33 protein-coding genes, 2 tRNA genes and 1 pseudogene are annotated in these 21,540 nt (G+C 62.2%); 16 read left to right on the top strand and 20 right to left on the bottom strand.

The window, feature by feature from the left end:
- The first annotated feature begins 1 nt into the window (after position 1).
- The 3 genes from OU995_RS21475 to OU995_RS21465 all read left to right on the top strand — a co-directional run bounded on the left by OU995_RS21475 (position 2) and on the right by OU995_RS21465 (position 2,283).
- Positions 2-77, top strand: a tRNA-Val gene (locus OU995_RS21475).
- Between the two features lie 84 nt (positions 78-161).
- Positions 162-2,093 (top strand): peptidylprolyl isomerase, encoded by a 1,932-nt coding sequence (locus OU995_RS21470; RefSeq protein ID WP_267832169.1) that lies wholly within the window; start codon positions 162-164, stop codon positions 2,091-2,093.
- A gap of 114 nt (positions 2,094-2,207) precedes the next feature.
- Positions 2,208-2,283 (top strand) — tRNA-His (locus OU995_RS21465).
- A gap of 198 nt (positions 2,284-2,481) precedes the next feature.
- Here OU995_RS21465 and OU995_RS21460 read toward each other — a convergent pair.
- The 9 genes from OU995_RS21460 to OU995_RS21420 all read right to left on the bottom strand — a co-directional run bounded on the left by OU995_RS21460 (position 2,482) and on the right by OU995_RS21420 (position 7,225).
- Positions 2,482-3,546, bottom strand: coding sequence for a tyrosine-type recombinase/integrase (locus tag OU995_RS21460; RefSeq protein WP_267832168.1), 1,065 nt, complete (start codon positions 3,544-3,546; stop codon positions 2,482-2,484).
- Positions 3,546-3,806, bottom strand: coding sequence for a DUF4224 domain-containing protein (locus OU995_RS21455; RefSeq protein WP_267832167.1), 261 nt, complete (start codon positions 3,804-3,806; stop codon positions 3,546-3,548). The genes OU995_RS21460 and OU995_RS21455 overlap by 1 nt, the downstream gene beginning before the upstream one ends.
- Positions 3,799-5,070 carry a hypothetical protein gene (locus OU995_RS21450; RefSeq protein ID WP_267832166.1) on the bottom strand — a complete coding sequence of 424 codons (1,272 nt, stop codon included), beginning with the start codon at positions 5,068-5,070 and terminating at the stop codon, positions 3,799-3,801. The genes OU995_RS21455 and OU995_RS21450 overlap by 8 nt, the downstream gene beginning before the upstream one ends.
- Positions 5,067-5,555: a DUF1643 domain-containing protein gene (locus OU995_RS21445; RefSeq protein WP_267832165.1), complete on the bottom strand. Its 489-nt coding sequence runs from the start codon at positions 5,553-5,555 to the stop codon at positions 5,067-5,069. The genes OU995_RS21450 and OU995_RS21445 overlap by 4 nt, the downstream gene beginning before the upstream one ends.
- Positions 5,556-5,829: 274 nt before the next feature.
- On the bottom strand, positions 5,830-6,024 hold the full coding sequence (locus OU995_RS21440; protein ID WP_267832163.1) for a hypothetical protein: 195 nt from the start codon (positions 6,022-6,024) through the stop codon (positions 5,830-5,832).
- The gene (locus OU995_RS21435) at positions 6,014-6,694 is read right to left on the bottom strand and encodes a hypothetical protein (RefSeq protein ID WP_267832161.1); all 681 of its coding nucleotides are present in this window, start codon (positions 6,692-6,694) and stop codon (positions 6,014-6,016) included. Before OU995_RS21435 ends, OU995_RS21440 begins: the two co-directional genes overlap by 11 nt.
- Positions 6,691-6,867, bottom strand: coding sequence for a hypothetical protein (locus OU995_RS21430; RefSeq protein WP_267832160.1), 177 nt, complete (start codon positions 6,865-6,867; stop codon positions 6,691-6,693). Before OU995_RS21430 ends, OU995_RS21435 begins: the two co-directional genes overlap by 4 nt.
- Positions 6,864-7,106, bottom strand: a complete 243-nt coding sequence (locus tag OU995_RS21425; RefSeq protein ID WP_267832159.1) for a hypothetical protein — start codon at positions 7,104-7,106, stop codon at positions 6,864-6,866. Before OU995_RS21425 ends, OU995_RS21430 begins: the two co-directional genes overlap by 4 nt.
- Positions 7,103-7,225, bottom strand: a complete 123-nt coding sequence (locus tag OU995_RS21420; protein WP_267832158.1) for a hypothetical protein — start codon at positions 7,223-7,225, stop codon at positions 7,103-7,105. The genes OU995_RS21425 and OU995_RS21420 overlap by 4 nt, the downstream gene beginning before the upstream one ends.
- Before the next feature lie 78 nt (positions 7,226-7,303).
- Between OU995_RS21420 and OU995_RS21415 the strand changes: the two genes are divergently transcribed.
- From OU995_RS21415 to OU995_RS21405, 3 genes are read left to right on the top strand one after another with little or no spacing between them, the layout of a single operon-like run.
- Complete coding sequence (locus OU995_RS21415; RefSeq protein WP_267832157.1) at positions 7,304-7,687, top strand: hypothetical protein; 384 nt, start codon at positions 7,304-7,306, stop codon at positions 7,685-7,687.
- Entirely contained in the window at positions 7,684-7,878 is a 195-nt protein-coding gene (locus OU995_RS21410; protein WP_267832156.1) for a hypothetical protein, read from the top strand. The genes OU995_RS21415 and OU995_RS21410 overlap by 4 nt, the downstream gene beginning before the upstream one ends.
- A 54-nt stretch (positions 7,879-7,932) precedes the next feature.
- Positions 7,933-8,400 (top strand): hypothetical protein, encoded by a 468-nt coding sequence (locus OU995_RS21405; protein WP_267832155.1) that lies wholly within the window; start codon positions 7,933-7,935, stop codon positions 8,398-8,400.
- Positions 8,401-8,483: 83 nt separating this feature from the next.
- Here OU995_RS21405 and OU995_RS21400 read toward each other — a convergent pair whose 3' ends face one another.
- The 6 genes from OU995_RS21400 to OU995_RS21375 form a co-directional block, all read right to left on the bottom strand.
- A complete protein-coding gene (locus OU995_RS21400; RefSeq protein ID WP_267832154.1) occupies positions 8,484-8,942 on the bottom strand; it encodes a hypothetical protein in 459 nt (152 codons plus the stop codon).
- Positions 8,939-9,223 (bottom strand): hypothetical protein, encoded by a 285-nt coding sequence (locus OU995_RS21395; protein ID WP_267832153.1) that lies wholly within the window; start codon positions 9,221-9,223, stop codon positions 8,939-8,941. The genes OU995_RS21400 and OU995_RS21395 overlap by 4 nt, the downstream gene beginning before the upstream one ends.
- Positions 9,220-9,732: a hypothetical protein gene (locus tag OU995_RS21390; protein WP_267832152.1), complete on the bottom strand. Its 513-nt coding sequence runs from the start codon at positions 9,730-9,732 to the stop codon at positions 9,220-9,222. Before OU995_RS21390 ends, OU995_RS21395 begins: the two co-directional genes overlap by 4 nt.
- Before the next feature lie 207 nt (positions 9,733-9,939).
- Entirely contained in the window at positions 9,940-10,182 is a 243-nt protein-coding gene (locus tag OU995_RS21385; RefSeq protein ID WP_267832151.1) for a hypothetical protein, read from the bottom strand.
- The gene (locus OU995_RS21380; RefSeq protein ID WP_267832150.1) at positions 10,179-10,493 is read right to left on the bottom strand and encodes a hypothetical protein; all 315 of its coding nucleotides are present in this window, start codon (positions 10,491-10,493) and stop codon (positions 10,179-10,181) included. The genes OU995_RS21385 and OU995_RS21380 overlap by 4 nt, the downstream gene beginning before the upstream one ends.
- Entirely contained in the window at positions 10,490-10,825 is a 336-nt protein-coding gene (locus OU995_RS21375; RefSeq protein WP_267832149.1) for a hypothetical protein, read from the bottom strand. Before OU995_RS21375 ends, OU995_RS21380 begins: the two co-directional genes overlap by 4 nt.
- A 137-nt stretch (positions 10,826-10,962) precedes the next feature.
- Between OU995_RS21375 and OU995_RS21370 the strand changes: the two genes are divergently transcribed.
- From OU995_RS21370 to OU995_RS21360, 3 genes are all read left to right on the top strand, one after another.
- On the top strand, positions 10,963-11,619 hold the full coding sequence (locus tag OU995_RS21370) for a hypothetical protein (protein ID WP_267832147.1): 657 nt from the start codon (positions 10,963-10,965) through the stop codon (positions 11,617-11,619).
- 258 nt (positions 11,620-11,877) lie between these two features.
- Positions 11,878-12,660 (top strand): RNase A-like domain-containing protein, encoded by a 783-nt coding sequence (locus OU995_RS21365; RefSeq protein ID WP_267832146.1) that lies wholly within the window; start codon positions 11,878-11,880, stop codon positions 12,658-12,660.
- Positions 12,661-12,662: 2 nt separating this feature from the next.
- Positions 12,663-12,989, top strand: a complete 327-nt coding sequence (locus OU995_RS21360) for a contact-dependent growth inhibition system immunity protein (RefSeq protein WP_267832144.1) — start codon at positions 12,663-12,665, stop codon at positions 12,987-12,989.
- A gap of 222 nt (positions 12,990-13,211) precedes the next feature.
- On the opposite strand, the gene OU995_RS21355 is transcribed toward OU995_RS21360, so the two are convergent.
- From OU995_RS21355 to OU995_RS21340, 4 genes are all read right to left on the bottom strand, one after another.
- Complete coding sequence (locus OU995_RS21355; protein WP_267832143.1) at positions 13,212-13,397, bottom strand: hypothetical protein; 186 nt, start codon at positions 13,395-13,397, stop codon at positions 13,212-13,214.
- The gene (locus OU995_RS21350; protein WP_267832142.1) at positions 13,357-13,959 is read right to left on the bottom strand and encodes a hypothetical protein; all 603 of its coding nucleotides are present in this window, start codon (positions 13,957-13,959) and stop codon (positions 13,357-13,359) included. Before OU995_RS21350 ends, OU995_RS21355 begins: the two co-directional genes overlap by 41 nt.
- Before the next feature lie 8 nt (positions 13,960-13,967).
- A complete protein-coding gene (locus OU995_RS21345; protein ID WP_267832141.1) occupies positions 13,968-14,201 on the bottom strand; it encodes a hypothetical protein in 234 nt (77 codons plus the stop codon).
- Positions 14,202-14,668: 467 nt separating this feature from the next.
- Complete coding sequence (locus tag OU995_RS21340) at positions 14,669-15,505, bottom strand: hypothetical protein (protein WP_267836428.1); 837 nt, start codon at positions 15,503-15,505, stop codon at positions 14,669-14,671.
- Between OU995_RS21340 and OU995_RS21335 the strand changes: the two are divergent.
- Positions 15,475-15,543 (top strand): annotated as a pseudogene (locus tag OU995_RS21335) (hypothetical protein); the annotation flags it as partial. The gene OU995_RS21340 and the pseudogene OU995_RS21335 overlap by 31 nt on opposite strands.
- Positions 15,544-15,689: 146 nt before the next feature.
- Here OU995_RS21335 and OU995_RS21330 read toward each other — a convergent pair.
- Positions 15,690-15,860: a hypothetical protein gene (locus tag OU995_RS21330; protein ID WP_267836427.1), complete on the bottom strand. Its 171-nt coding sequence runs from the start codon at positions 15,858-15,860 to the stop codon at positions 15,690-15,692.
- Between OU995_RS21330 and OU995_RS21325 the strand changes: the two genes are divergently transcribed.
- From OU995_RS21325 to OU995_RS21300, 6 genes are all read left to right on the top strand, one after another.
- Positions 15,859-16,116: a hypothetical protein gene (locus tag OU995_RS21325; protein WP_267832140.1), complete on the top strand. Its 258-nt coding sequence runs from the start codon at positions 15,859-15,861 to the stop codon at positions 16,114-16,116. The two genes, OU995_RS21330 and OU995_RS21325, sit on opposite strands and share 2 nt — an antisense overlap.
- Positions 16,117-16,118: 2 nt before the next feature.
- On the top strand, positions 16,119-16,418 hold the full coding sequence (locus OU995_RS21320; protein ID WP_267832139.1) for a hypothetical protein: 300 nt from the start codon (positions 16,119-16,121) through the stop codon (positions 16,416-16,418).
- Positions 16,419-16,506: 88 nt separating this feature from the next.
- Positions 16,507-17,460: a recombination-associated protein RdgC gene (locus OU995_RS21315; protein WP_267832138.1), complete on the top strand. Its 954-nt coding sequence runs from the start codon at positions 16,507-16,509 to the stop codon at positions 17,458-17,460.
- 51 nt (positions 17,461-17,511) lie between these two features.
- The gene (locus OU995_RS21310) at positions 17,512-17,853 is read left to right on the top strand and encodes a PDZ domain-containing protein (RefSeq protein WP_267832137.1); all 342 of its coding nucleotides are present in this window, start codon (positions 17,512-17,514) and stop codon (positions 17,851-17,853) included.
- A gap of 163 nt (positions 17,854-18,016) precedes the next feature.
- Positions 18,017-20,236 (top strand): DNA cytosine methyltransferase, encoded by a 2,220-nt coding sequence (locus OU995_RS21305; RefSeq protein WP_267832136.1) that lies wholly within the window; start codon positions 18,017-18,019, stop codon positions 20,234-20,236.
- Positions 20,233-21,471: a DNA-methyltransferase gene (locus OU995_RS21300; RefSeq protein ID WP_267832135.1), complete on the top strand. Its 1,239-nt coding sequence runs from the start codon at positions 20,233-20,235 to the stop codon at positions 21,469-21,471. Before OU995_RS21305 ends, OU995_RS21300 begins: the two co-directional genes overlap by 4 nt.
- Positions 21,472-21,540 lie beyond the last annotated feature (69 nt).

Genomic DNA, 21,540 nt, shown 5'->3' with positions numbered 1-21,540 from the left:
CGGGCGCTTAGCTCAGTTGGTAGAGCGGCTCCTTTACACGGAGTAGGTCGGCGGTTCGAGACCGTCAGCGCCCACCAATCCCGAGGCTAAAATGCCGCAGCGCAAAGGCGAACCGAGGTTCGCCTTTGTCGTATGTGCGCAAGGCTCATCTGAGGTTGTTGATGTTTGATTTCGTTCGCAAGCACACGCGACTGTTGCAGTTCCTGTTGCTGTTGGTGATCCTGCCGTCTTTCGTGCTGGTGGGGGTCGAGGGCTATAGCCGCTTCATGGACGGCAGCAATTCCGCTGTTGCTGCTGTGGGCGATCGCAAGATCACGCAGACCGAATGGGATGCGGCGGTGCGAGACCAGCAGGAGCGCATGCGCCAGCAGGCGCCCAATGTCGACCCGAAGCTGTTTGACACCCCGGAAATGCGCAAGCAGGTGCTGGAGACGGTGCTGCGCGACCGAGTCATTGCCGTGGCCATCGAGAAAGAGCATCGCAGCCTGAGCGACCAGCAACTGCTGGACATCATCAGCAACGACCCTCAATTCGCATTTCTTTATGACGAGCAGGGCAAGTTCCGCAAGGAAATGCTGGCGTCCATTGGTTTGACGACCGACGGCTTGCTGGTGCGTGTGCGCCAAGGCGCCCTGTCCAACCAGGTGCTGGGCCCGATTGCCAATAGCGCCTTGCCGACGCAATCCAGCGCGGGCTTGGCTTTTGACGCGCTGCTGCAGCAGCGTGAGGTGCAGGTTCAGCGTTTTGACATTCGCGAATTTGCAGCCGCGCTGAAGCCCACCGATGCTGATCTGGAAGCCTTCTACAAGGACTCCAAGGTCTCCAGCAAGTTCCTGCAGCCGGAAACCGCCGACATCGAATATGTCGTGCTGGACCAAGGTTCGCTGACCGGCAGCGTCACGCTCAATCCGGCGGATGTTGAGGGCTATTACAAGCAGAACGAAAAGAACTTCAAGGCACCGGAAGAACGTCGCGCCAGCCATATTTTGGTGAAGGTGACCCCGGACATGTCGGCGGCTGACAAGGCCAAGGCGAAGGCCAAGGCGGAATCGCTGGTGGCCGAGGCGCGCAAGAACCCGGCGGGTTTCGCGGAGCTGGCCAAGAAGAATTCGGACGATGCAGGCTCTGCGGTGCGCGGTGGTGATCTGGACTTCTTTGGTGAAGGTGCCATGGTCAAGCCGTTCCAGGACGCCGCATTCGCCATGAAGGAAGGCGACATCAGCGATGTGGTGGAGTCGGACTTTGGCTTCCACATCATCAAGCTCACCGGTATTCGCGGTGGCAAGCTGCGTCCGCTGGAAGAAGTGCGCCCCGAAATTGAAGCGGTGCTGCGCAAGGAGCTGGCGCAAAAGCGTTATACCGAGATTGCCGACGACTTCGGCAATACCGTGTACGAGCAGAGCGACAGCCTCAAGCCGGCCGCCGACAAGTTCAAGCTGACCATCCAGAAGGCCATAGTGCAGCGCAAGCCGGCCACGGATGCGACTGGCGTGCTGGCGTCGAGCAAGCTGCTGGATGCAGTGTTCAGCAGCGACACGCTCAACAACAAGCGCAACACGGCTGCAGTGGAAACGGGGTCGAGCCAGCTGGTGTCGGCCCGCGTGGTGGCTCACCATCCGAGCCGCACCCCGGCGCTGGCCGATGTGAAGCCTGCGGTGGCTGCGGCCTGGGTGCAGCAGCATGCCAAGGAAGCCGCCATGAAGGCTGGCCAGGAGCGTCTGGCTGAGCTGCAAAAGGGTGGTGATGCGAAGGGCCTGGGTGAGGCCGTGGTCGTGTCGCGTGCCAAGCCGTCCGGCCTGCAAGGCAAGGTGCTGGAGCAGGTGCTGCGTGCCGATGCTGCCAAGCTGCCCGCGTTTGTGGGGGTGGATGCTGGCGACGGCCAATACCTGGTGGTGCGTATCAACAAGGTGCTGCCGCGCGACCCCGCGCTGATCGATGCCAAGCGCGCAGCGGACCAGTACGCGCAGACCTGGGCTGCGGCTGAAATGATGTCGTTCTATAACGCGCTGAAGACGGAATACAAGGCGTCGATCAAGCCTGCCGTGCAGAAGTCATTGGCGGCTTCGGAAGCTGCTGCCTCAGCGGCTCAGTGAGCGGCTGCGCGGTCGATACCCAGCAAGTTCGGAATGGCTCAAAAATTTTTTTGAAAATCTTCGAAAGAAGCTTCCTACAGAGAGAAATCTGAGCCATAATCTTTTTCTTCGCCGGTGGCTGTAGCTCAGTTGGTAGAGTCCCAGATTGTGATTCTGGTCGTCGTGGGTTCGAGTCCCATCAGCCACCCCACCGGATAAAGCGAACGCCGACAAGTACTTAGTTGCTTGTCGGCGTTTTCGTTTGTGCCTCAAAAGTAGGCGGAAATTGGCCTCATATTCCCGAAATGGGAATATGAAGGATCGCCGGGTCGGGGTTCAACCAAAAAAATAGCCCCTGGGAAGGGGCCATGGCGGGCGGTGCGGATGCTATCGGACACCGTTGCGCGTCTTACTTCAGGGAGGAGCGAGGCACCTCGGTGTTGCGGTCGTAGACGCGAGCGGTGGTCGCTTTGTTCTTGTGAATGTCGGGCAAGTCCCCTGTCTGCTGTTTGTGGACAGTGACGTAGTACGCCCGAAGGTCATGGAAGGTGAACCGGTCTTCGGGCTTCAGTGCACCGGCTTCCATGGCGGCGTGCACTGACCGGTTCCAGAGCGTCTGGAATCCTCTGGCCGTGTATTGGTTGCGGTCCCGGGTCGGGAAGACATACAGGCACTCGCGATCGACGCGGACAGCTTCGAGGCGATCTAGCAGCCTCCCCATGGCAGTGGTAATGCTGATGACTTCAACAATCTGCTCCCGGCGCTTGCCGCGTTGCTTTGCTCGAAACGTTCGAATCTCTCCTTTGGCCCGGTCGATCTGGGGCCAGGTGAGAGGGCGAAATTCCACCTGACGGTTGCCGGCCAAGCTGGAGAACTCCGCCGCCATACCGATGATGCGACGCTGTGGCGTCTGCTCATCCAGCCATGCAAGGAACCTCTTGAGTACCTGGTCCAAGGGACGTGCCGTCCGAGGCTCAGACCCGTGCGGCTCAACCCCAATCGTCGCGTTGAGCTTACAGACGCCCAGGGTGATGCCGTATTTGAAGAGGTTGGAAAGCACAGTCTTCTCGATGTCGGCCCGCCGGGGAGAGGACGCCCGTTCGATGTGCACATAACGGGCAACCATTGGGGCGTCGATCTGGCTGATCAGCATCTTGCCGAACGTCTTGGAGATCTCCTTCCAGGCCAAGGCGTAGTCCTTCCTGGTGCCCTCGCTGAGTTTCTTCCATCGTGGAGAGGGGCGATCATCGTCCGTGAAGCGCTCCCAGACCCATTTCAGGGTGCCGGTCTCATCGAGTTGGCCAGTGAGATCCAGCACCCGTCTGAGCGCCTTGATTCGATCATGACCCAGGTTGATCGGCTTGCCGCCCACAGGGTGGTATCGAAAGGTGAAGCCGTTCTTACGCGGCCGTGCCTCCATCCTGGGCAGCAGCCCCAGGGTGATCTGGGAGTGCTTGTCGCGAGCGCGCGCCATCAATGGACGCCCCAGGCAGGCCCGTCGCTGGTTACCGCGGCATCGTCCATCAGTTGGCTGCCGGCGCTGGCTGCACGCTGTCTGACCTGAACATAGTGCTCCCGGCTGACCAGTGGACTGCCGTCCGGGCGCTGCTCAACCTTGATACCCATGCCCCGGAGGAACCGCACCTTGGCAGCATTCTGGACAAGCGGGTGGCAAATTTCGTCGACCTCCTCGCGTGTGAGGTCGGGGGGGATTGGGCGGCTGCGCTCAGCCATGGTTTCGCTCCGGAGCATCAGGTGCAGGGGAAGTTGGCGGGGGCGTGAATGTAGCCGGGAAGATCGATTGGGCGGCCCGGGCCCTACCTAGGATCCGGCCGACCCTTTGGGTGTCCTGCGCATTCATCGGAAGCGATGCATACAGCCAAGACAGTACGTCTGCGCATTCGTCCAGCCGGTGACGGAGGAGGTTGTACTGCTGGGCATAGGTCGGCGATTCCATTACGTCTGCGGTTCCATTGGCGACGATATTGAAATAGCGTGTCTTCAGCGGCTCGGTTAGCTCCTCATGGGCCCATTGCCACAGGCGCTGTGAACGCTGGGCGGATCGCTCAAGGTGGTATTGATGCTTTCGCGTTAGCTCTTCCAGGCTCGAAAGTAGCGCCTCGCGCTCTGACAGACGCTCATGAAGGGCATCGGACTTTGCAGTAGCTGCCCGGGCTGCGCAGACTGCTTGGCGCACCGCGCCCTTGCTGTAACTCCACACGTCGCGTGGCGGCTGGTGGTCTTCGTCCAGGCAGTGGGTGTCGGGCTCACCGATCAAAGCATCGATTTCGGAATCCGTCACCGCCACCACCGGCTGTGCGGGCGAGGCGGCTTCTCGCAGCCCCCAAGGCATTGGCGACACCTTCCAACCACCCGGCGCGGTGTAGTGGCCGCTCGCCAGCCAAGCGCCCCAGGCAGCCGCACACTCCCTTGAGCCAATAGGTGCGTAAACGCCTCGCGTCGTGTACCACCATTCAAAGTGCGGGCGCATCTCTTCAGCCGTCATGGACTTGGTCCTGCCAATTGATTCGGGCTCACGAGGCATTTGCCGCACATAGAGTGCAACCGGGCCGTCCTCGGTGTCATGAATGCTCAGCAGCACCCACCCATCCCCAGCCGGCGGCTCGGGGTTCCAATCGGCAAGATGCTCCGCTCCGTTGGACCAGGCCTCCCATCGTTCCTCGCTAACCTGGCTTTCGGCCCATTCCACGGCGAAGTCCAGACCGAACGCCTCGCAGAGCAGCCGCAGGTTCACCGACTCGTCCACGTCGGGCAGGGCCGGATTGGTCCAGTAGCCGTTCTCGTCGCGCGCCACCGGCGGCGGGTTGAGCAGCGCGGTGCGCAGGTCTTCCAGGCTGGTCAGCGTGCTGGCGAAGCGGCGCAGCTGCTTCTCGGTGGCGCAGATGAGGAACTGGCCTTCAGCGCCGTTGTTGTGCGTAGCGCCGGCCCGCACGGCTGCTTCCAGGATCGAATCCGTGTTGAGGGTGTAGATGCTCAAGACAAACTCCAGGCGGTGAGGGGCGTGTCGTAGCCCAGCATGAGGGGGTGGACGGGCTCACCGCACGCGGTGAAGCCAAAGGTGAAGATGGGCTTGCCGGTGGCGCGCAGGAGCTCCAGCGTCACCGCGAGCTGCGGGCGCAGCTCTTTGGGCAACTTGGTGCGGCGGCCCCAGCATGGGACCAGGATGTCCGCCTTCGCCGCGATGGCGCGGAGGTGTTCCGCGTTCTCCTCCAGGCGGTGGTCTGCGACGCGGCGGAGCTCGTTCACGTCGGTGGCACGAAAAGGGAAGACGTTGCCCTTGATGATCCGGCTCCAGCCGTGCACCCGGGCGAAGCCGAGATCCTTGCGGATGGTGTGATCGTTTGTGGTCGCGTCGGCCGTTGATGGGTTGACGCCGAACAGCGCCGCCACGATTCCATGCTCTTGAACCTCGCGCTCCAGCTCGAACCGGAACAGACCACAGGGAGAGATGATTGCACTCATGCTGTCCTTTCTGCGGCCTGCGCGGCTGGCTGTTGCGAGCGGATAGCGTCGTTCCAGCAGATGATGGCGGCCATTACGTTTTCGTTGTCGCAGCCGCCCCAGACGTCCTCCAAGCGGTCGCCAGACTCCATTTGGTAGCCACAGCTGCAGCGGGCCCAGACTTCGCAGCAGTCCTCAGCGCACCGCTCCGAGTGGATGGAGAAGTCGGTTTTGTTTCCACAGCTCGGGCAGGGGGCAACATCAGCGGTGTCTTTGAATTGGACGAGCCTGACTGTCATGACTGACTCCCCGTTGTGCGCTCCAGAGTCCAGCCACTGGCCGGGTTCCGCAGCAGCTTGTTGGCATAGGCCAGGCAGCGTTCATTGGTCAGGGTGATGCGGAGCGTGGCCGGGTGGGGATGCCGCACCTTGGCGGTGATGGTGTCGCCGACCCGGGCGACCTGGTGCACCTGGGCTCGATCAGCGGACATGGGAGTCCTCCGTCCCCGACGGGTCGGGCAGGGGCGAATGCTTGGGCTTGGCGGCCTGCTTGGCACGAATGGCATGGACCTTTCCCCAGATCCTCGCCAGCTCAACGTCGCCGGCCAAGTGCATGTCGATCGCCTGGGCCAGGCACAACGCGGCGAGTGTGACCATCACTCCCCCGACTTCCTGTGCCTTGTCGCCCGACGGGCGGCCGTAGACATAGTCGACCAGTTGGTGGGCCTCGATCTGGGTGCAGCCGCATGCTTGCACCAGCTCGAGCGCCTCCTCCAGAAAACGGTGGTTCCGTTCCTCTGTGTCTCCGGAAATCTCCCTGCCGAAGCACGCTTCCATCCACGGCGCAACCCGCTCCTGGAACTTGATCGATCTGGCAGCCGCCGCCCAGGTGTCGCGCTGCTTCGCAACGTCCACTATGACGGAATCTCGACTCTGGAGGAGCCTTCGCAAGGCTTGCGCTTCTTGGGTGGCGACATCCGCGCGAAGGTAGGCCACGTTGCATTCAAGCACCGGCTCAGGGCACCAGGTCACTTCGTCGCCGTCTGGATTCTTGGGGAAGGGCTTGCCGCGGTGCTCAGGGTCATCGCTGACCAGCAGGTAAATGCATGCCGGGGCGGTGCTCACCACAACTTGCGGGTCGGTTGATGCCTGCGCATTCATTTCAGGCCCCTTTGGGTCTGCAGGGCCCGCTCGTGCTCGAGTTGGTCGAATGCAGCCGTCAAGCGGTCCTGCTGCTCCTGCTGGACGCTGTCCCTGGATTGGAGCGTCCAGGGGCGGCGCTTGTCGCGGCGACAGGCGCGGATGTCCCGACGGCGGGTGGTGTGTGCTGTCATGGTTGTTGATCCGTGCTGAAGGAATAGGAAACGCTGGTCCGGACGGAAAAGTCCTGATCGCAGCTGGGACAGGCGACGTCGTGGGTGCCTTCTTCATAGAGGCGCCACCAGTCGTTGTCGGAGATGTGGCTAGTCTTGCCACAGTGCGGGCACCGGGGTGCCGGGTTGGCCCAGAAGTCCAGCTCCGCGCCGTGGGCCTTGGCCTGGTTGAGGGCTGCGCAGTTGGAGACGGCGTTCATGGCTTTTCTCCAACTGTCTTGAGAATTTCCCAGGCGCAGATGCAGCCGATCACCACCAAGCCAACGGCCAGGAAGACCAACAGCACCGGCACCATGGCGATGCGGGCGAGGCGGCCCATCACTGGCCCCCTGCCCGGGTGGGTTGCAACCCTTCGACGCTGAATAGAATCCGATCCGTGCTTGTGGAGGCTGCGGGGATGGTCAAAGGCATTTCCAAAGGGATGGTCCTGGGCGGGACATCGGTCTGGGACGACAAGGACTTCGACCAATTCGTGGTCGGCAAGTCGGTCCAGGAGATTGAGCGGCTGCTTGTGGAGGGGAGGACGTTCTCATTCCCCGCTTCACAGATTGCTGAGAACTGGGTAAAGCAGCAGAAGGAGCTTGCCCAGGAGCGCCTAGAGGCACAGCGCTTGGCTCTGGATCGAAGGGCCGTTGACGCTGCCGAGCAATCAGCAAGTGCCTCGGTGGTGTCCGCCCAAGCGGCCAAGCGCTCCGCAACGTGGGCCTTCGCCTCCGCAGTGATTGCGCTAGGAGCGTTGGCTCTGGCGGCCTGGCCATACCTTAAGGAACGAATCGAATGACTGTGCCGGGTGACATCACTCCAGAGGAGCGCGCTGCGCTCTACTTCATCCCCCAGGCTGTTGGCGGCAAGGTCGTTGGGGAGGAGATGCAGCAGCGGCTGCAGGACAAGTGCCTGACCACCGGCATCCGTGAGGACGGCCGGCGCTGGCTGACCGATCTGGGCGACCGCGTGCGGCTGGGGAAACTCTGACACATGGACGTCCCGGAGTTCTGCCTGCTGGGCTTCCAGCATTGGAGTACCTGCATGTCGAAGGCCGAGTGGTCGGGATGGGCGCAGGCCGTTGGTGCTACGGTTTCGGTGCTTATCGCCATCTGGGTGCCTTGGAACCAAGGACGCGCTGCTCGGAAGGAAGCTATCAACGTCGCTGAGCACTTCGCCTTGAGGCTCGAAGGACTCTCCTTGCGACTGACCCTTGAAAGCCAAGTCGTTCGGCGAAATGCCCTTCTCACTTGCCGAGAGAAGCTGAAAATGCTCATTCAGCAGGCGGCCTTGATCCGTCTTGATCTTCTGCCCATTGATCGACTGAATGCCCTGCTTGAACTTCAGAGCATTGCCAACGCAACGCTCCAAAACATACATCGGCAGCTTGGAGGAAATGCAACTGAAGTCTCCAGGTTTGTCACGCTGTCGAAGTTGAATCACGACATCATCAAGACGGCTGCGCAGGTCGTCCGTTATGGCGTCACGGTCCCGACAAACGGGGAGGAATGATCGGTTCGCAAGAGCACGTGGGTGTGGCAGCAGCATGAGCATCATCGCGAGCACTGCGGACAGAACAACGGTGGTGGCGGTGATCAGCTCGCGCATGCTGTCTCCATCGCTGGCCCCGGAATCTCGATCCGCACCAACAGGGCACGGCCGTGCTTCAAGGTCACCAAGAGGTTGTTCAAGCCCCAGTCCTTCCGCTCGACCTCCTTGAAGCCCAGCGCGATCAGGATCTCGTACAACTTCCTGTCGCGACCTGGCACCGTGTATACCGGCTGAACTCGGATGACCTTGCCGTGGTCGGCAGAACTGAGGTCGCGATAGGACAGGCGGATGCCTGCCTTCAGGATCGGCTCCACGAATGGGTCCAGGAGAGCGAGCTTTTTGGAAAGAGCTCGGATCTCGGCGGCGCGCTGGCGGTGCTCGTATTCCGCCTTCGCGAACTGGAGCTCTGCCAGGGTGCGGGGCGGCCGACCGTTGAAGGTCAAGTGGTCCTGGAAATCGCCCACAAACGGGGTGGGCACATGAGCGGTGCGCTTTCGACTCATAGGAGGCTCGCTTGGAAGAGCGCTGCACAGTCCCACGACCGGTACTCGGCCTCTGCGGACGAAAGCGGGCGCTCGTTTTCATGAGGTGTGAACTCGGGGTCATCCTGCTCGCCGAGGGCGTCCCAGCATTCGGGGTGATACCGGCTCGTGAAGAATTGACCGTCCCAGACGCCGGACTGGCGGCAGTACGGCTGGCCAACCGTGAGACGCTCCCCGCACCAGATGCACGTGCGTGCCGTCTTAGCAATGTGGGTGGTCATGGGTGCGAAGAAGTCACTCATGATCCGCTCCGCAGGTGATGCCGAGCTGCCACGGTGTGGGCGTGGCTGGCGACGGCGCTGCAGATCGCATAGAACTGCGACTCGTGATACAGCCGGGCGCCACGCTCGTGGGTTGCCTTGAAGCCGCGTTCCATCAGGAAGGCTTCAGTCACGGCGATGCCCAGGCGTTCCTGGATCGTTCCCAGCTTCAACGTGGGCAGGCTGTTCGGGTTGAGGGGGAGTACCGTGGTGGCGCCGCTGGCTTCGTGGATCGTCAGGGTGGGTGCTTTCTCGCGCATCCGGGCGGCGGCCAGTTGGCGGTTCAGTGATTCCAGCGTCAGGCGGCGGACTGCGGCCGCTTCTGCCACCCGGTCGCCGAAGAACTCCCGTGTGGGGGTGATGGACTCGATGCGGGTGATCACCTTTTCGATGAGCAGCGCGGACGAGTCGGCGAAGGCGGTGCCTGCCTTCTTGATGTCGGCGATCCGGTCTTCGACGGGGTCGCCTCGGAAGATTGAGAGCAGTGACAAGGTGGTCTCCGGAGAAAGGTGGTGCCGGCGCGGCGCGCGGGAGGGAGGAGCCCGCGGAGCAAGGGAGGAGGGAGAGGCCGGCCGGCCCCGAAACTGGTTAGGCGAGAAGGGCAGGGAGAGCTGCGCTCAGTACCGCCAGCACGGCGATGACCAGCGCAGCGCCCGCGCTCAGCTGAGAAATGGCCTGTTCTGCAACTTCGTCGAGCTTCATTGCGGCACCTTGGTGACGAGGTCAGCCAGGCGCAGGCAGAAGTGCAGCGCCAGGAGACAGACGAAGCCGATGCCGCCTGTGATGGCCAGGACGGTCCAGATACCCCAGCCAGCTGGCGGGGTGACCGAAGCGTCCTCGGGAGTTAGGAACTCGCTGCAAGCGCTGCCAGCTTCGATGTAGTCGTCTGCCACGGCGCAGGCCCGACTCAGCACGGGTGGTCTGTTGTGGGGCTGCTTCATGCTGCCTCCAGAAGGTTCATGAACATGCCACCCTTGGCGTGGTGTTCCCCACCGCAACTGCACTCGCACTTGAAGCCTTTGGCATCGGTGCAACGGGCGTCGCACTTCACAGCCGGGTTGAGATGGGCCTTGAGGAAGTTCCAGTCGGTGATGCGGCCGCAGCATGCGACAGGTTGGACATTGCGTATCCCGTCAGCCGCTCGGAAATAGACCGCTTCCTTTCGACCGTAGCCGATGGGGCGCATTTCTCGGCGGTACTCCACGCGTGTGGTGGTGTTGCACACCTTGCAGCGATGAATGGCCGTACTCATGCTGTCTCCCGGGCCACATCGGGCAGGACCTCGGCGGCAACCCGGCCAGAGCCCATGCGTTCCAAGAGGCTAGCGTTACTGATGGCTTCGAGGTGCTGGTCTTCGATCCGCGTGCGCAGTTCGTTGATGCGGGCCTTCAGCTCGCTGATGCGGCGCGTGTTTTCGTGCGCACGCTGCTGGGCGGCCTGCTTGGCGGCGAGGTTGCCCCGCACGCCGACGCCGCGGCGGGCCACCGGGAACGGGTCATTGAAGACTTCCTGGTTCAGTACGTGGGCCAGTTCGGCCGTGGCGTCTGCCAGTTCCTTCTCTGCGCTGTAGGTCATTCGGTCCATCGCTCGGAACCTCCCATGGTTGCGATGGATAAATATTAAGCGCGCCGCTTCGTATGGTCAAGCGGCGCGCTTAATTTGTTTTCAGGGGATGCCGATGAAGGGCTCCGTAAACTGAGCCTTGAGGGGGAGGAGAACAAATGGAGCGTCTGATCAGACGCGCGGCGGCAGTCGTCAGCCCGCGAGCAGTGTTTGACCAGATCGTCAGAGAGACGATCGCCGATTGCCTTGCGGCTTTCGAAGTGTTTCCTCAGGGGACGCCACATCAGTGGTTGACTATGGCCTGGGTCGCGCGCGCAATTCGGCAGAAATCAGCCTGGCCGGTCGGGCATCTTCGCGCTGCCGGCTATGACGGGACTTGGCTGTTGGCTGCGACACTCGATTGGCCGGAGTCGGCGCAGGCGCTTGGGCAGCTCTTCTACTGGAGAGAGCACCCCGGGCGGACCAATAGTGACCCTTACATGGCCTCCGAGTTCTCGTCCTTCATGAAGCTTGAGAGCCAGGCGCGAGACCCAAGGGGAAGGGAGTTGCTCGAGGCGGCCTACCAGATGCGTAACCAACCGATTGCGCCCCCAGGGAATCCGGCGGAGCGGCCGTCGACGCCTGCCCGGGCAGCCGCTGCTAGCAATCCAAACGTAATTCGTAGCTTTGAGCCATCTCGTCCTGCGTCCGTTGCTTCTGTGCACGCGGTCTTCGCCCGGCATGTTCTCGACTGGTCAGAGGGCGTGCACACCGACGATGAGCTGTTCGAGTTCATCGACCAATATCGCAAGGACACCGACCAGTCTGCACCCTGATGCGTTGTGACTTTGGTGACCTGTGCCGGGCTACACCCGATAAGAGAATGAACTTTTTGGGCTTTGAGGGCCGTCTGAACTGCGGCTTACCACATGGCAAACGAGAGGATTCCAGGGCCACTGTGCGGTAGCGAGGCGCAGCCATTCGACCGTGGCACGTTGTGTCTGCATCACTCGCCAATACCCGGACCGTCCGGTAGCGCATTCCCCCAAGGCGAAGACTTTGACCCAGCGCCTGATGCCGGTGTGCAGATGGTGTTGACGCCGATTCAGCTCGCTGCGGTGCTCGCGGGCGAGACGATTGAATCCGAGCCATCCCTTTCCAGTAGGCTCTGGGGCATTGGCAAGCTTGTGGGTGGGGCTTTAGAACTCGTGGGGGCAGGGGGCCTACTGATGGTTCCGGAGCCTACTGCGCTGACCAAGGTTGCGGGTGGCGTTCTGGGTGCCCACGGCATGGACACCACTTCTTCCGCCGTCCGCCAGATCGCCACGGGCAGAGACGTCTCTACGCTGACGGCGGATTCAGCCAAGGCATTGTCTTCTGCCCTTGGTGCAGATCCCAAGACTGCCGAGATGATAGGCCTTGGGGCTGATTTGGCTATTCCGTTCCTGGCTGGAGGTGTTGGAGTTCTTCGGGCTCTGGCCATCCGAAAAGGGACGATCAGTCTGGCAGCCGAGGAGGCCGCTGGCGGCCACACCATCCTGAAGCACGTCGGGAAAACAGAATCGCAGTTAAGGGCCCGCCTCGCGGCCGAAACCAAGATCCCCGCAGCGACGACATTTCGAACGCTGGCTGACGCGGAACGCCACGTAAGCGCAGCGGTGCGCGCCAATGCGTCGAAGATTGAGACCTGGGCCAAGACTGCCAAGGTCGGGGGGAAGCCGTTCTCGTTCCAGTACCAAGCCTCAATGTCTGTTGGCGAGGGGGTGGTACGGACTACTGGGCAGTTCCAACAGATGACCCGGCTTGTTGTCGTGTTGCGCCGTGTGCAGCAGCAAAATCGCGTCTACTTCATACTCACTTCCTACCCGGTGCCCTGATCATGCCCATCATCCATACCAAGGGCGAACAGCTCTTTCCAGAATTGGCTGCCTTCATGGGGGGGTGGTTCCATCAGGACTTCGACATCCACGGCGATACGCTTGAAGCCGTGGTGCAGGCATGTGTAGAAGAGAGCGACCCCTCGATCCTGCGGCCACTGATTGAGGACATCGATCGCTTCCTTGCCACGGGTGATGAGGGCATGGAAGAGCGGTTCCAGGAGTACTTTCGGCCCGACATCATCCCGACTGGGTTCCGCCCGACGACGCGAGAGTTCTTGTTGTCGATCCGGAGCGAGCTGGCGTCAGGGGCAAGCCGAGCCCGTTGATTCGCCAAATTCCCCCTGAGCCCGGTCAGTTCTCAATTTTGAGATTTGGCTCGAACTGGAAGTAGGGCCCCGTATGAGGGGTGACAGGTTAGGAAGAGCATCGTACGCTGCAGTACGGCAGCGTACGATGCTCTGCAAACTGCGTCGAAATCGGTTGCAAATGGCCGCCGAACCAAACAAAAAGCCCGCGTTAGGCGGGCTTTTTTGAGTCGGTGAGGGACCTCAGCGTCGAGCAACAACGACGCCAGAGATTTCGTCTTCAAGCAGGCCTTCTAAGCGCTGGCGCACCTCGGAAAGGGTGGTGCGCTGTCGAGCGAGAATGCGAGCACGCGCTTGATCGAGCAGAACGACGGCGGTCGGCTCCAACTTAGGCCTCCGATTCGGGTTCTTTTTCGTTGCGATGTTCATGGTTTTCTCCTGTGCGCGGTTGGATCACTACCGCACAAAGCCTCTTTGTCAAGGCACTTGCATTGTACCCTGCTTGTCGGTACCGCACCATCGCATCATCTGTGGGGTTCAGCAGGCGTAATCCTGGTTGCTCTTCGTCATCCCGTGAAATTTGTGCGCTATACATCTGAAACCCCTGGACCATGATGGGAAGCACCTTGCCTTTCAAGCGGTGCGTTCCTGGCGCTCCCTCCAGGTGCGTTACGGATAGCCAATGCTTGTGACGTGAGACCCTGGCAACAGCCAGGCCGCAAAGTTGGCCTTCAACGGACAACGAAAATTCGATCCCCCTAGGGCCTCGTCGGTAGTGTTTCACCAAGATCTCATTTTCCCAATCCCAGTTGACGCGGCGCTTTTCGTGCCCGTACCAGTCTCGGCGGGCCTTTCGAAGCACATCGTCACCGATCGTTCCGACGTCGATTCGAAATCGATACTCGGAAAGCAACTGCTCCTCCAGCACCTCGCGAACGAACTTTCGATGGGCTTTGTATCGCGCCGCAACCTCTCGGTGTTCCTCGTTCATGGGAAGCGCTAGCGGGCGTCGTCGGCTGTATCTGAGGCCGCCGGCCTGGAATTCAGCACCTGGGCGACAACCTCTGAGCCGGCGTCTGGAATGATCACCACATGGCCGGCGACGTGCCAGCGGTCCATCTGCATCACTACTCCCCGCAGCAGTGCCTTTGAGGCGGGCGGTACAGGCTCCACTACTGGGTCAAGCTTGAGCTTGTCCAGGAACGAGTCGAAGCGACTCGGATCGTTCGTCATCTATTTCTCTCCCTTTACCGCTTTTTACACTTAATGCGCGGAGCCGCACAATCAGACGGCGGAGGATCTTTTTCCTGCTCCCCCAAAAGGTGTGCGCTTATCGGACCAAAAGCAGGGCGAGGATGGCTGCCGCCTGGATAGCGATCACCGACAGGGCCAGCCACAGGAGCTTGGTTGGATGCCAGCGCTTGAGCTTGGTGCGATCAATGTCATGCCAGCATCGGACACACCAACGAGTGTCCACCCAAGTGTGATGTCCGCACTGGGGGCAGATGCGCGAGCGGTCCTCCGGGACCTCAAGGTCTGCGGATCGAGAGAGAAGAAAGACGGCGTTTCCCTCGATGTTCGTCGGGGGCGGATCTGGAAGGCCGGGAGGCCCGCCTGGGGGTGGATTCACGGGGCGCTACTACTCTGCCCTGGCCTTGCCTCTTGCTGGGCTGGCTGGGGCGTCTCCCGTCTCGATTGTCTCAAGGGGTCTTGAGGTTCTGCTCCGGCGTACGATCCTTTACATGGGTGAGGACCAGCGTCTTTCCTTCCTCCGCCATGAATTTGTCCACGGTCTCTAGAAACCGTTGGATCACCGGCTGCTCAGTCTGAACCGGCCACTTGTCCGCCAGCATGCCAAGCACGTGGTGCAGCAGAGCCTCCTGGCTCACCGACACTGCGGGGGCCTGTCCGAGCAGCTCCTGCAGCCCATCGCGGGCACGCTGGCTGTCTGGGGATTCAGCTAGGCGCCTGCAGGCGTCAACGGACGCCCGGTGTTCTTCTGCCGAAAGCAACACCAGGTTGTCGGCTAGGACATCAACCAAACGGCGGGGCACTAGGTGTGCAAACTCGGATTGGCCAGGCTGGTCTGCAGGTCCGAGCCCAGCTAAAGGAAGGCCAGCGCCGGCATGGTCCTCGTCCATCCATCCTTCAGGAAGGTTCGAGCCCCGCTCAATTCGTCGCGCCATGGCAGAACCCATCTCGCGCGGCCGCAACGTTTTCCGATCGATCGTCTGGTTTCGAATCTGGCTCAGGTAAACGGAAGTTGTTTCTGCGGTGGAGGCGACAGCCTCCAGCTTCCCCATTTTTTCGATCAGCCGTTCGAGGTTTTCCCGGCGGATGGTGCCCACTGTCTTCATGACCGGCACTGTGAGCGCGGCGCTTAAATAGGTGAATGAGCGCGGCGCTTGATTTCCTAAAGCGTAGCGCTTAAGATTGGCGCATGCAACTTGCTCAATACGTGGATCGCCATCGCGGAGCACAGACATCCCTGGCAAAGGCGATTGGGGTGGATCCACAACTTGTGTGGCAGTGGTCACGAGGTGTTCGCCCGGTTCCGGTTATGCGCTGCCTTCCCATCGAGTGCGCGACCGGCCGTGAGGTGATGAGGTGGGATCTTCGTCCGCTCGACTGGCACGAGATCTGGCCTGAGCTGATCTCTTTCGAGGGTGCTCCACCAATTCCCCTCAAGAGCTCTCAATCGGGCGCGGCAGAGCCTGCGCTTCATTCCCCGGGCCTGTCCGCCAGCTCTCGCAATTCGGCGGCTGCGAGGGATGTTTGCGCCCCCTCGATGGCCAGGTCTGCGGCTGCTTCTCGCATCACCTGACGGACCCAGATCCGCAAATCGATCAGCGCCTTCACCTTCAATAGTTCAACGTTCACACCATCAGCCATGACGACATCTCCGGAAGAGTTTGAAGGACTGCTGTCTCGCTCCGGCGAAAAGCAGGTGGAGCTGCGCGGGCCGTGCCCGTCGAGCATCGTCGCCGTTCTGGATGCGGTGAGTCTGCACAACGGCACGACACGCACTGAGCTGGTTAACCAGATCCTGGGCGCGTGGGCCAAGCAGGAGGCGACGAAGGCAAGTTTGATTGCCCGAGTGCTGCGCGGCAATCCAAGCGCGGCGGAAGAGCTCGGAACGACTGTCTGACCATGGACCGCCGCACCATCCTTCTCATGGCCCCGCCGGCACCGGACTGCTTTGAAAGCCGCAGCCAGTGGGTGACTTACCTGGACAGCGCTCAGGCGGCGGCGAAGGTGAAGCCTTTCGACAGCAAGGGTAGGTACCGACCCGCCTTCGGCTTCTGCAGCGACTGCTCGGCCAAGCACGCACACGACATGCACAAGCTGGGCAAGTGCAGGCCGCACCAGTACCAGCAGAACCTGCTTCACGCCCCTGCAGGGCCGCCTGGTGCGCCGCCCGTGGTGACCGAGCCGACGGCCACCAGCTAACCCCCCTCAGTTCAGAGCACGCCAGTTAACGCGATTCGATCTCGCGGCGGCCCATTGCCGCCCAAAAAACCGAAAAGGCGATTCACCAATGTTCAAACACCTCATCCTCTACCGCATCGACGAAGCTTGGCAGCCCCAACTGCTGCAGTTTGCTGAAGTGCTGGAGGGCCAGCGCTTCGAACGGACTGGGCCGACGCAGCGCGTGTCGGCAGGCTGGGTCCCGCCTCGTGGTGATGGCCTGGAAGCCATCATTGAGTTGATCGACGGGCAATGGCTGCTGACGCTGCGAATTGAGCGGCGGGCAGTGCCGGCATCCGCCCTTCGCGAAGCAGTGAAAGAGGCCGCCGGCAAGGTTGAGCAGATGACCGGCCGCAAGCCAGGCAAGAAGCAACTGAAGGACATCAAGGAACAAACGGAGCTGGAGCTGTTGCCCCGCGCCTTCCCGACGCAGAGCGACATGCGAGTCTGGATTGATCCGGTGGCGCGTCTGTTGACAGTCGAATCCGGCAGCGTTGGAAAAGCCGATGAGCTGATCAGCCTGCTGATCAAAGCAGATCCCTCACTGGGGCTGCGGTTGCTCAACAGCGCCCATGCGCCAGCAGCGTGCATGACAGCGTGGCTGATCGATGGGCAACCTCCTGCCGGATTCACGATTGACCGTGAACTGGAGGCGCGAGCGCCAGATGAGATGAAGTCGCGCGTGCGCTATGACAGGCACAACCTGGACACGGAAGAGGTCAAGGCACACCTGGCCGGCGGAAAGTTGCCGACTCGTCTGGCCATGACCTGGCGGGACCGCATTTCATTCACGCTCACCGACGGCCTGCAGCTCAAGGGCTTGAAGTTCCTGGACATCGTGTTCGACGGCCGCGACAAGCCGGCCAAGGACGAAGCGTTCGATGTGGACGCAGCCCTCTTCACTGGTGAGCTTCGCCAACTCATCCCCGACCTGATCGAAGGCCTGGGCGGCGAACTCGACCTCATCGGCCATTCGGCCCGAATCGCGGCTGAACACGCGCCAGTTTCCCCCGAGGCAGTCTGACCTGCACCAGTCCGCCACGTGCGGTAGCCCAAAAAACACCTGGAGTTCGCAATGCCGATCACAGCAACCGAGAAGCAATCGAAAGCCGCCGAGCGCAAGGCGGCCACTGTCGCCCGCCATGCCGAGCTACGCGCCGAAGCGCTGCGGGTCGCCAACCGACTTCCACCCGAGTACCAGGAATGGGGTTCGAACCGCGTGCGGGCCTGGGAGCGTGTAGCGAAGCGTCTGCGCGGGCTGGCGAAGCGCGCGGAATTGCGTCCCGGAGACGTCCGGAAGGCAATCAACCACGTGAAGTCGATCAAAGACCTGACGGTTGAGCAGTGCGTCGAACTGCTTAATGGAACTGCGGATGAGGTCGAGGCCGCGGCCGAAATGGAGGACGCGCCAGCATGAGCATCCCCACACCTCGTGAGCCTGAGGACCGTTTCCGGTTCCCGGTTCCTTCCCCGGTTCCCGCGCCAGCGCCAGCGGCGCCCGTCAATCCGCCGACCCCGAAGATGACGTTCGACTTCCCGCCGTGTGCCCACGTCGCGCTTCCTATGGGAGGTACGTCCGCATGAGGCGCGATGCCTTCACGATGCCGCTCGACCTTGGCCGCGAGCTGATCATCGACAACTTCGCTGGAGGCGGTGGAACGTCAACCGGTCTGGAGCAAGCGTTCGGCCGCCCAGTGGACATTGCGATCAATCACGATCCCGAGGCGCTGGCGATGCACGCCATGAACCACCCTCACACGCTGCACTTGTGCGAGAGCGTGTGGGACGTGGACCCGATCCAGGTGACACGTAACCAGCCGGTGGCGCTCGTTTGGCTGTCTCCCGATTGCAAACACTTCTCGAAGGCCAAGGGCGGCACTCCGGTCAAGAAGGAGATCCGTGGGCTCGCCTGGGTAGGTATTCGCTGGGTACTTCTCTGCAAGCCGCGTGTCCTGATGCTGGAGAACGTGGAAGAGTTCACCACCTGGGGGCCGCTTATGCAGTTGCCTGACGGCAGCTACAGACCCGACCCCAGCCGCGCTGGCGAGACATTCGAAGCATTCTGCGCGATGTTGTCCAAGGGCATCCGGAGGGATCATCCTGCCTTCGAGGAGGCGTGCGAGTTCTTGGAGATTGATCCCGATGGCGAGATGGCAACGCAGCTCTTGCGAGGTCTGGGCTACAACGTGGACTACCGGGAGCTTCGGGCCTGTGACTATGAAGCCCCGACGATCCGGAAGCGATTGTTCCTGATCGCCCGGCGGGATGGCCTCCCCATCGTCTGGCCCGAAGCCACCCATGGCGACCCGACCAGCGCTGCGGTCCAGGCGGGCAAGCTCAGCCCATGGCGCACTGCAGCTGAGTGCATCGATTTCAGTCTGCCGGCCAGGTCGGTATTTGGTCGTGAACGCGAACTCGCCGAGAACACCCAGCGCCGGGTGGCAAAAGGCCTCTGGCGCCACGTGCTCACCAGCGCCTCGCCGTTCATCGTTGGCGTGGGCGGCCGCATGGGGCAGTCATCGGCGCGCAGCGTCACCCAGCCCACCCAGACCATCACGGCAAAAGCAGATTCTTGCTTGGCAATGCCCGTTTTGACGCCGTTCATCGGCGACCAGTCTCGTCCTGCAGAGGGAAAGACATCCGGAGCAGATGAGCCGCTGCGCACCCAGTGCGCCCAGGTGAAGGGTGGGCATTTCACCCTAGTGGCTCCAGCTTTGACGCCGATGCGTGGCACCAGCAGTGGGCACATGGGCGGTCATTCTGTCGCGGCGCCGCTCTCGACCGTCTCGGCCGGCGGCACGCATCATGCCTTGGCTGGGGCTCATTTGGTCACCATCGGCTACGGCGAGCGGCCAGGCCAGGATGCACGCACGCAGGACATTCGCCAGCCATTGGGGACTGTTGTGGCCGGTGGCGTGAAGCAAGGTGTGGTGGCCGCCCACCTGGTGGACATGGGCCACGGAGAGGGTGTGGACGGGACGAAGCGCTTCAGCCATGGCGTGCGCTCCCTGGAGGTTCCTCTGAACACCGTGACCGCCAGTGGTGCCACGAGCGCCCTGGCTGCAGTGCATCTCACGCACCTGACCCACCATGGTGAGCGTAGCGGGTACGGTGCCGATGAACCGTTCAAGACGATCACTGGGGCGAACCGAGGTGAACAGGCCCTTGTCTCAGCCTGCATGGAGCAGGCGAATGGCGGCTTCTATGACGGTGACGGCCGACCGGTTGACGCCCCAATGTCCACCATCACTGCTGCGGGCAGCAACCAAAGGTTGATCACCGCTTACGCGGTCAAGTACTACTCCAGCGGCGGCCAGTGGCAGACCTTGGACGATCCAATGCATACCCTTCCGACCAAGGGACGCATGGGCCTTGTGCAGACGATGCAGGTCCCGGCCGCATGCCTGGCGCCCGAGCACGCCGATCGCGCCCGTGAGTGCGCCGAGCTGCTGCACCGCTACCTGCCGGAGAACTTCCCAGATCCAGCTGAGATGGTGCTTGTGTTCCAGCAGGGGCAGTGGTGGGTGCTGGTGGACATCACGCTGCGCATGCTCAAGCCCCGCGAGCTGTTCAACGCCCAGGGCTTCCCGGCTGATTACGTGATCGAGGAGATCCCGGACCCGGAGAAGCTGTTCGTGGACGGTGTCCAGGCGGCCAACCCGCTGCAGGTCCCTCGGATCCCGCTGACCGCCACGGCCCAGGTTCGCATGTGCGGCAACAGTGTCAGCCCACCGCAGGCCAAGGCCCTGGTGTTGGCGAACTTCGCCCATGAAGTTGCAATTTACGGGGAGGCCGCATGACGGTCACCCTGTACCGGGGCGACTGCCTCACTCAACTGCGCAAGCTGGCCGACGCCAGCGTGGATTCCGTGGTGACGGATCCTCCCTATGGGATCCGGTTCATGGGCAAGGCCTGGGACGGCGCTGACATCGAGAAGCGTGCTGCGGCGCGTCGAGCGGCCGCATCCCATGATTCCCACGCGACCCAGATGGGTGGGCACAAAAGTAATGCAGCCGAGGCGGGGAAGTACGACCTGACCCCTGAGGCCATGCAGGCATTCCAGGAATTCAGCGAGGAATGGAGCCGCGAGGCGCTGCGCGTTCTGAAGCCGGGAGGCCACCTGTTGTCGTTTGCTTCGCCACGGACCTACCACCGGATGGCGGCAGGTATCGAAGACGCTGGCTTCGAGATCCGCGACCAGATCATGTGGGTGTTCGGCAGCGGGTTCCCCAAGTCCCACAACGGGCCCTGGGGCGGAACGGCATTGAAGCCGGCGCACGAACCCATCGTCGTTGCCCGGAAGCCGCTGATCGGCACCCACGCCGAGAACTGGGCGAAACACGCCACTGGCGGGCTGAACATCGACGCTTGCCGCGTGGGTGGCGATGGTGGCCGCTGGCCAGCCAACTTGATCCACGATGGTGGTCCGGAGGTAATGGAAGCGTTCCCCAACGCGCCGGGGCAGCAGGGGCCTGTCAGCTCCACGGCGCCCAGCTCCAGGACCAGCAATGTCTATGGTGCGATGAAGCGGGTAGGCGAGGCAAGCGCCAACGGCGAGAACGCGGGAGCCGTGGGCTTCAAGATGAAGCCAGGTGCCCGTCGCCTGGATCAGGGCAGCGCAGCGCGGTTCTTCTACTGCCCGAAGGCCAGCCGGGCCGACCGGAATGACGGCCTGGGTGGCAGCGACATTCCGGCCGTGACCTCCAACGCCACCATGGGCGACCGGGAGCGCGCCGACTGGCCAGCGCGGAACGGCAACTTCCACCCGACGGTGAAGCCCACCCAGCTGATGCAGTACCTCGTCCGCCTGGTCACGCCGGCCGGCGGGGTGGTGCTGGACCCGTTCATGGGCAGCGGAAGCACTGGCCGGGCGGCGGTGCTCGAAGGGTGCTCGTTCATCGGTATCGAGCTGGAGCCTGACTACTTTCCGATTGCTGAGGCACGCATCGAGGCGGCCGCCCGCACAGCAGGCACACCGCTGCCGCCCAAGGCTCCGGTGGGTTCTCAGGGCTCGCTGTTCGAGGAGGTCGCGTGAATCCCTTCGACCGTGACTACAAGCCCCAGATTCCCACGCCTAGCCCGAGGGAGCGCAAGGCGGCCAAGG

It is taken from the genome of Roseateles sp. SL47, assembly GCF_026625885.1.
Classification (GTDB): Bacteria; Pseudomonadota; Gammaproteobacteria; order Burkholderiales; family Burkholderiaceae_C; genus Roseateles.
Note: the sequence above shows the minus strand (reverse complement) of the source record. Positions and strands in the feature narration are given on the sequence as shown.

What these genes read in the sequence shown, in the direction of transcription:
- OU995_RS21430 (WP_267832160.1), bottom strand. Translation starts at nt 6,867, where the DNA reads ATGACAGCACACACCACCCGCCGTCGGGACATCCGCGCCTGTCGCCGC.
- OU995_RS21360 (WP_267832144.1), top strand. Translation starts at nt 12,663, where the DNA reads ATGCCCATCATCCATACCAAGGGCGAACAGCTCTTTCCAGAATTGGCT.
- OU995_RS21345 (WP_267832141.1), bottom strand. Translation starts at nt 14,201, where the DNA reads ATGACGAACGATCCGAGTCGCTTCGACTCGTTCCTGGACAAGCTCAAG.
- OU995_RS21350 (WP_267832142.1), bottom strand. Translation starts at nt 13,959, where the DNA reads ATGAACGAGGAACACCGAGAGGTTGCGGCGCGATACAAAGCCCATCGA.
- OU995_RS21315 (WP_267832138.1), top strand. Translation starts at nt 16,507, where the DNA reads ATGTTCAAACACCTCATCCTCTACCGCATCGACGAAGCTTGGCAGCCC.
- OU995_RS21415 (WP_267832157.1), top strand. Translation starts at nt 7,304, where the DNA reads ATGGTCAAAGGCATTTCCAAAGGGATGGTCCTGGGCGGGACATCGGTC.
- OU995_RS21425 (WP_267832159.1), bottom strand. Translation starts at nt 7,106, where the DNA reads ATGAACGCCGTCTCCAACTGCGCAGCCCTCAACCAGGCCAAGGCCCAC.
- OU995_RS21420 (WP_267832158.1), bottom strand. Translation starts at nt 7,225, where the DNA reads ATGGGCCGCCTCGCCCGCATCGCCATGGTGCCGGTGCTGTTGGTCTTC.
- OU995_RS21375 (WP_267832149.1), bottom strand. Translation starts at nt 10,825, where the DNA reads ATGGACCGAATGACCTACAGCGCAGAGAAGGAACTGGCAGACGCCACG.
- OU995_RS21310 (WP_267832137.1), top strand. Translation starts at nt 17,512, where the DNA reads ATGCCGATCACAGCAACCGAGAAGCAATCGAAAGCCGCCGAGCGCAAG.
- OU995_RS21445 (WP_267832165.1), bottom strand. Translation starts at nt 5,555, where the DNA reads ATGAGTGCAATCATCTCTCCCTGTGGTCTGTTCCGGTTCGAGCTGGAG.
- OU995_RS21355 (WP_267832143.1), bottom strand. Translation starts at nt 13,397, where the DNA reads ATGAACATCGCAACGAAAAAGAACCCGAATCGGAGGCCTAAGTTGGAG.
- OU995_RS21305 (WP_267832136.1), top strand. Translation starts at nt 18,017, where the DNA reads ATGAGGCGCGATGCCTTCACGATGCCGCTCGACCTTGGCCGCGAGCTG.
- OU995_RS21470 (WP_267832169.1), top strand. Translation starts at nt 162, where the DNA reads ATGTTTGATTTCGTTCGCAAGCACACGCGACTGTTGCAGTTCCTGTTG.
- OU995_RS21380 (WP_267832150.1), bottom strand. Translation starts at nt 10,493, where the DNA reads ATGAGTACGGCCATTCATCGCTGCAAGGTGTGCAACACCACCACACGC.
- OU995_RS21435 (WP_267832161.1), bottom strand. Translation starts at nt 6,694, where the DNA reads ATGAATGCGCAGGCATCAACCGACCCGCAAGTTGTGGTGAGCACCGCC.
- OU995_RS21440 (WP_267832163.1), bottom strand. Translation starts at nt 6,024, where the DNA reads ATGTCCGCTGATCGAGCCCAGGTGCACCAGGTCGCCCGGGTCGGCGAC.
- OU995_RS21455 (WP_267832167.1), bottom strand. Translation starts at nt 3,806, where the DNA reads ATGGCTGAGCGCAGCCGCCCAATCCCCCCCGACCTCACACGCGAGGAG.
- OU995_RS21325 (WP_267832140.1), top strand. Translation starts at nt 15,859, where the DNA reads ATGACGACATCTCCGGAAGAGTTTGAAGGACTGCTGTCTCGCTCCGGC.
- OU995_RS21370 (WP_267832147.1), top strand. Translation starts at nt 10,963, where the DNA reads ATGGAGCGTCTGATCAGACGCGCGGCGGCAGTCGTCAGCCCGCGAGCA.
- OU995_RS21400 (WP_267832154.1), bottom strand. Translation starts at nt 8,942, where the DNA reads ATGAGTCGAAAGCGCACCGCTCATGTGCCCACCCCGTTTGTGGGCGAT.
- OU995_RS21405 (WP_267832155.1), top strand. Translation starts at nt 7,933, where the DNA reads ATGTCGAAGGCCGAGTGGTCGGGATGGGCGCAGGCCGTTGGTGCTACG.
- OU995_RS21385 (WP_267832151.1), bottom strand. Translation starts at nt 10,182, where the DNA reads ATGAAGCAGCCCCACAACAGACCACCCGTGCTGAGTCGGGCCTGCGCC.
- OU995_RS21300 (WP_267832135.1), top strand. Translation starts at nt 20,233, where the DNA reads ATGACGGTCACCCTGTACCGGGGCGACTGCCTCACTCAACTGCGCAAG.
- OU995_RS21330 (WP_267836427.1), bottom strand. Translation starts at nt 15,860, where the DNA reads ATGGCTGATGGTGTGAACGTTGAACTATTGAAGGTGAAGGCGCTGATC.
- OU995_RS21395 (WP_267832153.1), bottom strand. Translation starts at nt 9,223, where the DNA reads ATGAGTGACTTCTTCGCACCCATGACCACCCACATTGCTAAGACGGCA.
- OU995_RS21320 (WP_267832139.1), top strand. Translation starts at nt 16,119, where the DNA reads ATGGACCGCCGCACCATCCTTCTCATGGCCCCGCCGGCACCGGACTGC.
- OU995_RS21460 (WP_267832168.1), bottom strand. Translation starts at nt 3,546, where the DNA reads ATGGCGCGCGCTCGCGACAAGCACTCCCAGATCACCCTGGGGCTGCTG.
- OU995_RS21410 (WP_267832156.1), top strand. Translation starts at nt 7,684, where the DNA reads ATGACTGTGCCGGGTGACATCACTCCAGAGGAGCGCGCTGCGCTCTAC.